General features: G+C 73.0%; 7 protein-coding genes. 1 reads left to right on the forward strand and 6 read right to left on the reverse strand.

From position 1 onward, the window contains the following. Positions 1–330: 330 nt before the first annotated feature. On the forward strand, positions 331–2,883 hold the full coding sequence (locus IEZ17_RS38350) for an SCO5717 family growth-regulating ATPase (protein ID WP_189308256.1): 2,553 nt from the start codon (positions 331–333) through the stop codon (positions 2,881–2,883). A 106-nt stretch (positions 2,884–2,989) separates the two neighbouring features. Here IEZ17_RS38350 and IEZ17_RS38355 read toward each other — a convergent pair whose 3' ends face one another. The 6 genes from IEZ17_RS38355 to infB form a co-directional block, all read right to left on the reverse strand. Beyond that, positions 2,990–3,937 carry a bifunctional riboflavin kinase/FAD synthetase gene (locus IEZ17_RS38355; protein WP_189308257.1) on the reverse strand — a complete coding sequence of 316 codons (948 nt, stop codon included), beginning with the start codon at positions 3,935–3,937 and terminating at the stop codon, positions 2,990–2,992. A 168-nt stretch (positions 3,938–4,105) separates the two neighbouring features. Beyond that, positions 4,106–5,689: a hypothetical protein gene (locus tag IEZ17_RS38360; RefSeq protein WP_189308258.1), complete on the reverse strand. Its 1,584-nt coding sequence runs from the start codon at positions 5,687–5,689 to the stop codon at positions 4,106–4,108. Between the two features lie 259 nt (positions 5,690–5,948). Continuing rightward, complete coding sequence (truB, locus tag IEZ17_RS38365) at positions 5,949–6,926, reverse strand: tRNA pseudouridine(55) synthase TruB (RefSeq protein WP_189308259.1); 978 nt, start codon at positions 6,924–6,926, stop codon at positions 5,949–5,951. Continuing rightward, positions 6,923–7,378, reverse strand: coding sequence for a 30S ribosome-binding factor RbfA (rbfA, locus tag IEZ17_RS38370; protein ID WP_189308260.1), 456 nt, complete (start codon positions 7,376–7,378; stop codon positions 6,923–6,925). Before rbfA ends, truB begins: the two co-directional genes overlap by 4 nt. A 67-nt stretch (positions 7,379–7,445) precedes the next feature. Beyond that, positions 7,446–7,739: a DUF503 domain-containing protein gene (locus IEZ17_RS38375; RefSeq protein ID WP_189308261.1), complete on the reverse strand. Its 294-nt coding sequence runs from the start codon at positions 7,737–7,739 to the stop codon at positions 7,446–7,448. A gap of 125 nt (positions 7,740–7,864) precedes the next feature. Further along, positions 7,865–9,840, reverse strand: a 1,976-nt coding sequence (infB, locus tag IEZ17_RS38380) for a translation initiation factor IF-2 (protein ID WP_189308262.1), incomplete at its 5' end; no start/stop codon positions are given.

Genomic DNA, 9,840 nt, shown 5'->3' on the forward strand with positions numbered 1-9,840 from the left:
GCCGGTTGACCACGCGGCGCCGAGTGCGGCGCGTACCCGGCCCCCGGGCACGATCTGCGGGCGCACCCGAGGGTGCGCCCGCAGGTGTGCCCACCGGGCTTGAAGACGACATGACATCGACTGCCGTTATGGGCCGACTCTTGATTAGGCTGTGGGGAGAGCCGCAGGAGCACATCACGTCGGCAGTGCACGACGGCAGTCGATACGGGGATGGAGACAAGCAGTGGTGGCGCAACCCCGGGTGGCGTGTTCCGACTTCCGTGACATCCGTTCGATCCGCCTGTATCCGGTCCTGCCGTTCAGGTGCGTTGCAGTAGACCAGGAGGCACAGTGAAAGACCAGGAGGCTTTCCGTCCGGACGGGAACGATCCTGACGACGACCAGGCCGAGTTCGACCTGACCGGCGAATTCAAGATCGATTTCGCGGCTCCGGCCTGGTACGGCAGCAACGACACCAGCGGCGGCGCGGGCATCGCGGCCACCCCCGCGGCTCCCGCGCAGAACGCGCCCGCCCCCGGGGTTCCGCAGCAGGGTGCGCCCGCCTCGACCGCGCCGCCCGGATTCCCGACGCTGACCCCGCCGGGTGCGGAGGGTGCGGGCAGTGCAGGCGGCAACGCACCGGCCGCCGCGCCCGACGCCCCGCCGGCCCCGGACGCCGGCGGCGAGCAGCCCGGCGGCAACGTCCGCTCGGGCCAGGGCGTCGACCCCTCGGCCTCCCTCTGGGACGACGACGATGACCCGGAGCCGGCGGCGGCACCCGCGCCGGAGGCGACCGCCCCCGCGGCGGCGCCGCAGCCGGACGCCACCGCGCCCAACTCCCCCGCGGAAGCCGCCCCGACGGCCCCCCAGGCGCCTGTGGCGACTCCCGGGCCCGAGGCCCCCGCCCCGGTCGCGGCGCAGCCCGCACCGGCCGCACAGCCCGTCGCGCCGCCCGCGCAGGGCCAGCCCCAGCCGCAGCAGGGAATGCCCGCGCAGGGTGTGCCTCAGCAGGGTGTGCCCCAGCAGGGAATGCCGCAGCAGGGCGCCCCCTGGGCCGGCGCGGACGGCCAGCAGCAGGGCATGCCCGCCCAGGGCGCCCCGGCGCAGGGCGCGTTGCCGCCGCTGCCGCCGGAGTTCCAGCCCGCCGACCCGCGGATGGCCCAGGCGCAGGCCCAGGCCGGCCAGCACCCGCAGCAGCCCCAGCAGGCCCCACCAGCACAGCACCCCCAGCAGCCGCAGCACCCGCAGGCGCCGCAGCAGGGCTACCCGCAGCAGGGCCAGCCCCAGCAGGGCGGCTACCCGCAACAGCAGCAGGGCGCCCCCGCGCAGCAGCAACAGCAGCCTGCCTACGGCTACCCGCAGCCCGCGTACGGCTACCCCCAGCAGGGCCAGCCGCAGCCGCAGCAGGGCCAGCAGCCCAACGCGCCCGCGCAGCAGCCCGCTTACGGGTATCCGCAGCCCGGCCCCCAGGGCTATCCGCAGCAGGGTCAGCAGCCCGGTTACCCGCAGCAGGCCCAGCAGCAGCCGCAGGCTCAGGCGGCCCAGCAGGCCCAACAGGCCCAGCAGGCCCAGCAGGCCCAGCACCAGCCGCTGCCCGGCCAGCAGGCCGCCGACCCCAACGCCGCCGCGAACTACGCCCAGTACTCCCAGCCGGGCCAGCAGCAGCCGCAGCGCGCCACCCCCGGTGCGCCGCTCGGCTACAGCGCGGCCGTCGAGCTGACCTCGGACCGGCTGCTGCGCAACCAGCCCAAGAAGCGCAAGCCGGGCGCCAACGCCCAGCCGTCCAAGTTCAAGCTGGGCGCGAAGAAGGAGCAGGAGGAGCGGCAGCGGAAGCTGGAGCTGATCCGTACGCCGGTGCTGTCCTGCTACCGGATCGCGGTCATCAGCCTCAAGGGCGGCGTCGGCAAGACGACGACCACCACCGCGCTGGGCTCCACCCTCGCGTCCGAGCGGCAGGACAAGATCCTCGCGATCGACGCCAACCCGGACGCCGGCACGCTCGGCCGCCGGGTGCGCCGCGAGACCGGTGCGACCATCCGCGACCTGGTGCAGGCGATCCCGCACCTGCACAGCTACATGGACATCCGCCGGTTCACCTCGCAGTCCCCCTCGGGCCTGGAGATCCTCGCCAACGACGTCGACCCGGCCGTCTCGACGACCTTCAACGACGAGGACTACCGGCGGGCGATCGACATCCTCGGCAAGCAGTACCCGATCATCCTCACCGACTCGGGCACCGGTCTCCTGTACAGCGCGATGCGCGGAGTCCTCGACCTCGCCGACCAGTTGATCATCATCTCCACCCCGTCCGTGGACGGCGCCAGCAGCGCCAGCACCACCCTGGACTGGCTGTCCGCGCACGGCTACGCCGACCTGGTGCAGCGCGGTATCACGGTCATCTCGGGGGTCCGCGAGACCGGCAAGATGATCAAGATCGAAGACATCGTGTCGCACTTCGAGACCCGCTGCCGCGGTGTGGTCGTCGTCCCCTTCGACGAGCACCTCGCCGCCGGCGCCGAGGTCGACCTCGACATGATGCGGCCCAAGACCCGCGAGGCGTACTTCCACCTCTCCGCCCTGGTGGCCGAGGACTTCGCCCGCCAGCAACAGGCGCAGGGCATGTACGCCCAGCAGCAGATGGGCCAGCAGCAGATGGGCGGCGACCCGTACGCCCAGCAGCACGCCCAGCAACAGCAGTACGCGCAGCAGCAGTACGCCCAGCAACAGGGCCAGCAGCAGCCGCAGCAGGGCCAGCCCCCGGCCGGCTACCCGCCGCAGCAGGGCGGCTGGACCCAGCAGCCCGCCGCCCAGCCGCCGGCCGGCTGGCAGCAGCAACAGCCCGCTCCGGACGCGCCGTTGCCGGAACAGGGCGGCTGGACGCAGCAGCAGCCCCCGCCGCAGTGAGCGGGGCGTAGCAGCACGAAGGGGCGGGGCCCGGCAGTCGACTGCCGGGCCCCGCCCCTTCGTTGTGTCCCGTGACGCCGGTCGCGGCGGGCGCCTCGCCGCCGGGTCAGCCCGCGTCGGCGATCAGCCCGCGGGCCTGCTTCACGTCGATCGCCATCCGCTCCAGCAGGGCGTCCAGCGTGGCGAACTTCTCCTGCCCCCGGATGTACGCCAGGAACTCCACCGCGACGTGCAGCCCGTACAGATCCAGCCCGACGCGGTCGATGGCGTACGCCTCCACCGTCCGCACCTTGCCGTCGAACTGCGGGTTGGTGCCGACCGAGACGGCCGCCGGCATCGCCTCGCCCTCGACGTGCAGCAGCCCCGCGTACACCCCGTCGGCCGGGATGGCGGTGTGCGGCAGGGTCTCCACATTGGCCGTGGGGAAGCCCATGTCACGTCCGCGCTGGGCGCCCCGTACGACCACGCCCTCGACGCGGTGCGGCCGGCCCAGCACCTCCCTCGCGCCCGCCACGTCGCCCGCCGCGACCAGCCGGCGGACGAGGGTGGACGAGAACGGCTCGCCGCCGCCCGCCGTGCCGCGCTCGAAGAGGTCGATGACCTCGACCGCGTAGTCGTAGGTCCGGCCGAGCTCGGCGAGCGTGTCGACGGTGCCCTGCGCCTTGTGCCCGAAGCGGAAGTTGGGGCCCTCCACGACGACCTGCGCGTGCAGCTTGTCGACCAGCGCCTTGACCACGAAGTCGGCCGGCGACAGCTTCGAGAACTCCTTGGTGAACGGCAGGATCAGCACCGCGTCCACGCCCAGCTCGGCCATCAGCTCCGCCCGCCGGTGGTGCGGGGCGAGCAGCGGCGGATGGGTGCCGGGGCGGACGACCTCGCTCGGGTGCGGGTCGAAGGTGACGACCACGGCGGGGATCCCCAGCTCGCGGGCGCGGGCCACCGCCTTGCCGATGATCAATTGGTGGCCGCGGTGCACTCCGTCGTAGGAGCCGATGGTGACGACGCTGCGTCCCCAGCCCTCGGGGATGTCCTCCAAGCCACGCCAGCGCTGCACTGTGCCCGCTCCTCGCCCGAACTCTTGTCCGTCCATTGCGCCAATTCGGCATGACGCAGGTCTAAGACTGCCATGCCGGGAGCCGGGCTACGCGCGAAGGGTGGCCCGGCCGCTGTTGTATCGGACACCCGGGCGCCGGGCCGCCGGGCTCCCGGGCCGCGAACGGGGTCAGCCCCGGCATCCCGCGAGGGTCGCGCAGGCGCCCGGCCCCACCACCGACGCCCACTCCCCCGGCTCGGCCGCCAGCCACTCCGCCACCCGCCGGGCGAAACCGGGCACCCGCCGCCCCAGCTCCACCAGCCGCCGGTCGAAGCAGGCCGCCCCCTCCGGCGTCCGGGCCAGCAGCATGCCCGCACGGTGCACCAGCTCCCGGGTGCGCTCCTCCGGCCGCCGCGCCGTCCCCTCCGCCGCCGCCCCCAGCAGGGCCTCCAGCACGCTGGTGTCGTACCCGCGGCCCCGGCCGCCCGCCGGGGGCGCGTCGGACGCCTCGCGCGCCAGCAGCACATCGAGCAGCGCCCACCGCAACGCATCCGCCGCGTACGGGCCCGCGCCGGCCAGGACGGGGGCGAGCGCGCGCCGGACCGGGGCCGGGGAGCCGTTCAGCAACTCCACCACCAGCGGCCCCAGCGCCTCATGGGCGGCCGGCCCCTGGTCGAGCCGGCGTGCGACGAACTCCGCCACCGGCCGCGCGGCGCGGTCCGGGCAGCGCCCGGCGTACTCCCGGACCAGCCCGGCGGCGCGGGCCGCGAGATCGGGTCGGGTGACGGCGGCCAGCGCCCGCAGCAGCGCCGCGGTGCCCGCGCTCCGGCCCCCGGGGCGCTCCTCGCGGGCGCGGATCCCCACGGCCCGGCAGAGCGCCGCCGGCTCGTCCTCGGCGAGCGCGTCCAGCAGCTCCGCGGCCCGCGGGTGCGCGGTGGCCGCCAGGACTTCCACGAGCGGGTCCAGCGCCCGCGCCCGGTAGGTGTGCAGCAGCGCCTGGGCGGCGCCCGCGACGGTGATCTCCCGGGGGACGGCGGGCGCGACCTGGAGGCGGCGGGTGTCGTCGAACCAGCCGCACAGCAGGGGCTGGATCCGCTCGGGGTCGGCCTTCAGCAGGTCCGCCACGGCGTCGAGGAACCGGGCAGAGCGGCCAGCTGGGCCAGTGCGGGCGGGGCGGGCCGTGCCGCCGGCCCGGCGGAACGCTTCTGCGGACGCGGCGTACGGCGTCCCGGGGCAGGCGTCGACCCATCCGCCGCTCTCCTGCCCGGCAGCGGCGTCGTCGGCCGGGTGGACCCGCACCCGCGGCGGCCGTGCGAAGGGCCGCACGGGGCCGCCGGGGGCCGGTGCGGCGCCCGGCCCGTCGGCCGGCAGCAGCCGGCGCAGCAGATCCAGCCGGGCCGCGTCGCCCAGCGCCAGGCACCGCCAGAACGGCGGCCCGAACTCGTCCAGCCCGGTGTACCCGAACCCGCCCGCCTGGAGGGACCGTTGGGTGACCCGGTCGGCGAGCAGCCGCAGCACCCCGCCGTACGGCGCCGCGTCGGCCACCCGCAGCAGCTCATGCGTCAGACGGCGCGCGGCCCGCCCCCCGCGGTCCACCCCGGGCTCGGTCGCCGCCCACGCCAACTGCCCCAGTTCCGCTTCGTGTTGACCGACCCACCGACCCCCGTACGCCTCCCCGTAGGCGCCCCCGCGGCAAGCTCCCGCCCCCTGAACCGGAGCCGCCTCGGCATCCGCATCCACATCCGTATCCCTGCCGGTATCCAGCAACGCCATCTCCGGACCTCCCCGCCCGTCCCGCCCGTCCACAACAGCGACGACGGTAGGCAGGTGGTGATCTTCGCGACAGGGCGCTCCTCGAACGCGCCCCCCTCCGCGCCGTGATTCACTCCGAGCGCCTGCCCACAGGAGTGAATCACCGCAGTGCGCTGGACAGAGTCAGGAGGAGGGGGATGGTGGAGCGCGGGCCGATCGCTCCGCGCCCGGCCGCGCGGCCCGCGTTCCACCACCTCGCCTCGCGGCGGCCCGGATTCCGTCAGGCGAAGACGGCCAGGCTCTTGGCCTTCCCGCCCTGGTTCTCCACCAGCGCCAGGAACGCCCCGTCCGGCCCGAAGGCCGCCACCGGACCGTCGCCCTCGAAGCGCGGCATCGGGATCCGCACGCCGTTGAGCAGCAGCCGCGACTGCTGCTCGGTGACGTCCCAGCGGGTGAACGCCGCGTCGGCGGCCTCCGCGATCGGCATGACCGGCAGCCCGCCGCCCTCGGTGTCGTCCACCGTGGCCTGGAGCTGCTCCAGCGTGCGCGCCTGGTCGAGCTTGTACGGGCCGACCCTGGTCCGCCGCAGCGCCGTCAGATGCCCGCCGACGCCGAGCCCGGCGCCGAGGTCGCGGGCCAGCGCGCGGATGTACGTACCGGACGAGCAGACGACGGAGACCAGCACATCGGTCACCGGCGTACCGTCCTCGGCCTCGGCCTCGTGCGCCGAGTGCACCACGAACGAGGAGACGGTGACCGGACGGGCCGGGATCTCCACGTCCTCGCCGTCGCGGACCCGCGAGTAGGACCGCTTGCCGTCGATCTTGATGGCGCTGACCTTCGACGGGACCTGCATGATCGCGCCGGACAGCCGGGCGACCCCGGCGTCGATGTCCTCGCGCGCGAGGCCGTGCGCGGCCTTCGACGCGGTGATCTCGCCCTCGGCGTCGTCGGTGATCGTCGACTGGCCGAGCCGGATCGTGCCGACGTACTCCTTCTCGGTCAGCGCGAGGTGGCCGAGGAGCTTGGTGGCCCGCTCCAGACCGAGGACCAGGACGCCGGTCGCCATCGGGTCGAGGGTGCCGGCATGCCCGACCCGGCGGGTCCGGGCCATACCGCGCATCTTCGCCACGACGTCGTGCGAAGTGAAGCCGGACGGCTTGTCGACGATGACAAGTCCTCCCGCCCGTCGCCCACCACCACCCTTGCCGGAGAGCGCTGCGCGCTCGCCCCCCTCGTTGTTGCTCTGCCGCTTCATTCTGCCGCTGCGCCCTCGTCGTCCTCGTCGCTGCCCGGCTTGCGGTACGGATCGGCCTCACCGGCGTACGCGGCGCCCGAGGACACCTCGCGCACCTTGGCGTCCGAGGCGCGCGCCTTGTCGAGCAGGTCCTCGATCGTCTTGGCGTTCTCCGGCAGGGCGTCCGCGACGAACGCCAGGGTCGGCGTGAACTTCGTCCCGGCCGCGGCGCCGACCGCGGAACGCAGGATGCCCTTGGCGCTCTCCAGGCCGGCGGCGGCGCTGGCACGGTCCTCGTCGTCTCCGTAGACCGTGTAGAAGACCGTCGCCTCCCGCAGGTCGCCGGTGACCCGGGTGTCCGTGATGGTCACGTGCGAACCGAGCCGCGGGTCCTTGATGCCGCGCTGGAGCTTCTGGGCGACCACCTCCCGGATGAGGTCCGCCAGCTTCTTCGCCCGCGCATTGTCGGCCACTGGTCCGTCTCCTTCTTGTCTTCCACAATTGTGCTTCCACCGGCGATGACGTGCCCGACCGTACGGGTCAGTCGTCGTCGCCGTGCAGCCGCCGGCGTACGGACAGCAGCTCCACTTCGGGCCGTGCGGCGACCAGTCGCTCGCAGCGGTCCATGACATCGGTCAGATGCCCGGTGTCCCCGGAAACCACCGCCAGCCCGATCCGGGCCCTGCGGTACAGATCCTGGTCCCCCACCTCCGCGACGCTCACCGCGAATTTGCGGTGCAGCTCGGCGACGAGCGGGCGGACGACCGAGCGCTTCTCCTTCAGCGACCGTACGTCGCCGAGAAGCAGGTCGAAGGACAGCGTCCCTACGTACATGCAAGACGGGTAAAGCCACCCGTGGGGCCTTCGGTGTACGAGTCACTCGAACCGTACACGCAACGGCCGGGGCCGATCGACGGAGTTTCCGCTCCGCCGACCGGCCCCGGACAGTAGCTACGCGATCAGCCGCGCGGCTTCTCCCGCATCTCGTAGGTCGCAATGACGTCGTCGACCTTGATGTCGTTGAAGTTTCCGAGGTTGATACCGCCCTCGAAGCCTTCGCGGATCTCGGTGACGTCGTCCTTGAAGCGACGCAGACCGTCGATGTTGAGGTTCTCCGCGACGACCTTGCCGTCGCGGATGAGGCGCGCCTTGGTGTTGCGCTTGACCTCGCCGGAGCGGATGAGCACACCCGCGATGTTGCCCAGCTTGGACGACTTGAAGACCTCGCGGATCTCCGCCGTACCGAGCTCGACCTCCTCGTACTCCGGCTTGAGCATGCCCTTGAGGGCCGCCTCGATCTCCTCGATCGCCTGGTAGATGACCGAGTAGTACCGGACGTCGACGCCCTCGCGCTCGGCCCGCTGCGTGGCGCGGCCCTCGGCGCGGACGTTGAAGCCGATGACGATCGCGTCGGAGCCGGTCGCCAGGTCGATGTCGGTCTCGGTGACCGCACCGACGCCGCGGTGCAGCACCCGGATGTCGACCTCTTCGCCGACGTCCAGCTGGAGCAGCGAGGACTCCAGGGCCTCGACCGAACCGGACGCATCGCCCTTGATGATGAGGTTGAGCTGCTGGACCTCGCCCGCCTTGAGCACCTTGTCGAGGTCCTCGAGGGACACCCGGCGGGTGCGCTTGGCGAACGCGGCGTTGCGCTCGCGGGCCGCGCGCTTCTCGGCGATCTGACGCGCCGTGCGGTCCTCGTCGACGACCAGGAAGTTGTCGCCGGCGCCCGGGACGTTGGTCAGACCCAGGACCAGGACGGGGGTCGACGGACCCGCTTCCTCGACGTTGTTGCCCTTGTCGTCGAACATCGCACGGACCCGGCCGTACGCGTCGCCGGCGACCATCGTGTCGCCGACGCGCAGCGTGCCGCGCTGGACGAGGACGGTGGCCACGGCACCACGGCCGCGGTCGAGGTGCGCCTCGATCGCAATACCCTGCGCGTCCTGCGCGTCGTTGGCCCGCAGGTCGAGCGCGGCGTCCGCGGTGAGGACCACGGCCTCCAGCAGGGAGTCGATGTGCAGACCCTGCTTGGCGGAGATGTCGACGAACATGGTGTCGCCGCCGTACTCCTCGGCCACCAGGCCGTACTCGGTCAGCTGACCGCGCACCTTGGTCGGGTCGGCGCCCTCGACGTCGATCTTGTTGACCGCGACCACGATCGGCACGTCGGCCGCCTTGGCGTGGTTCAGCGCCTCGATCGTCTGCGGCATGACACCGTCGTTGGCCGCCACCACGAGGATCGCGATGTCGGTCGACTTGGCACCACGGGCACGCATGGCGGTGAACGCCTCGTGACCCGGGGTGTCGATGAAGGTGATGCGGCGCTCTTCCTCGTTGACCTCGGTCGCGACCTGGTAGGCACCGATGTGCTGGGTGATGCCGCCGGCCTCGCCCGCGACCACGTTGGTCTTGCGGATCGCGTCCAGCAGGCGGGTCTTACCGTGGTCGACGTGACCCATGACGGTCACCACCGGCGGACGGGAGACCAGCATCTCCTCGCCGCCCTCGTTCTCGCCGAACTCGATGTCGAAGGACTCGAGCAGCTCGCGGTCCTCCTCCTCCGGGCTGACGATCTCGACGACGTAGTTCATCTCGTCGGCGAGCAGCTGGAGCGTCTCGTCGGAGACGGACTGGGTCGCGGTGACCATCTCGCCCAGGTTCAGCATGACCTGGACCAGCGACGCCGGGTTGGCGTTGATCTTCTCCGCGAAGTCCGTCAGCGAGGCACCGCGCGACAGGCGAACCGTCGCACCGTTGCCGCGCGGCAGCATGATGCCGCCGACCGACGGGGCCTGCATGGCCTCGTACTCCTGACGGCGCTGCCGCTTCGACTTGCGACCACGACGCGCCGGACCGCCGGGACGGCCGAAGGCACCCTGCGTGCCACCGCGGCCACCGGGACCACCCGGACGACCGCCGAAGCCGGGACGAC

Source organism: Streptomyces albospinus (assembly GCF_014648695.1).
Lineage (GTDB): Bacteria > Actinomycetota > Actinomycetes > Streptomycetales > Streptomycetaceae > Streptomyces > Streptomyces albospinus.

Coding starts and splice junctions, on each gene's coding strand:
- IEZ17_RS38375 (WP_189308261.1), bottom strand. CDS start 7,739: ATGTACGTAGGGACGCTGTCCTTCGACCTGCTTCTCGGCGACGTACGG.
- truB (WP_189308259.1), bottom strand. CDS start 6,926: ATGAAGCGGCAGAGCAACAACGAGGGGGGCGAGCGCGCAGCGCTCTCC.
- IEZ17_RS38360 (WP_189308258.1), bottom strand. CDS start 5,689: ATGGCGTTGCTGGATACCGGCAGGGATACGGATGTGGATGCGGATGCC.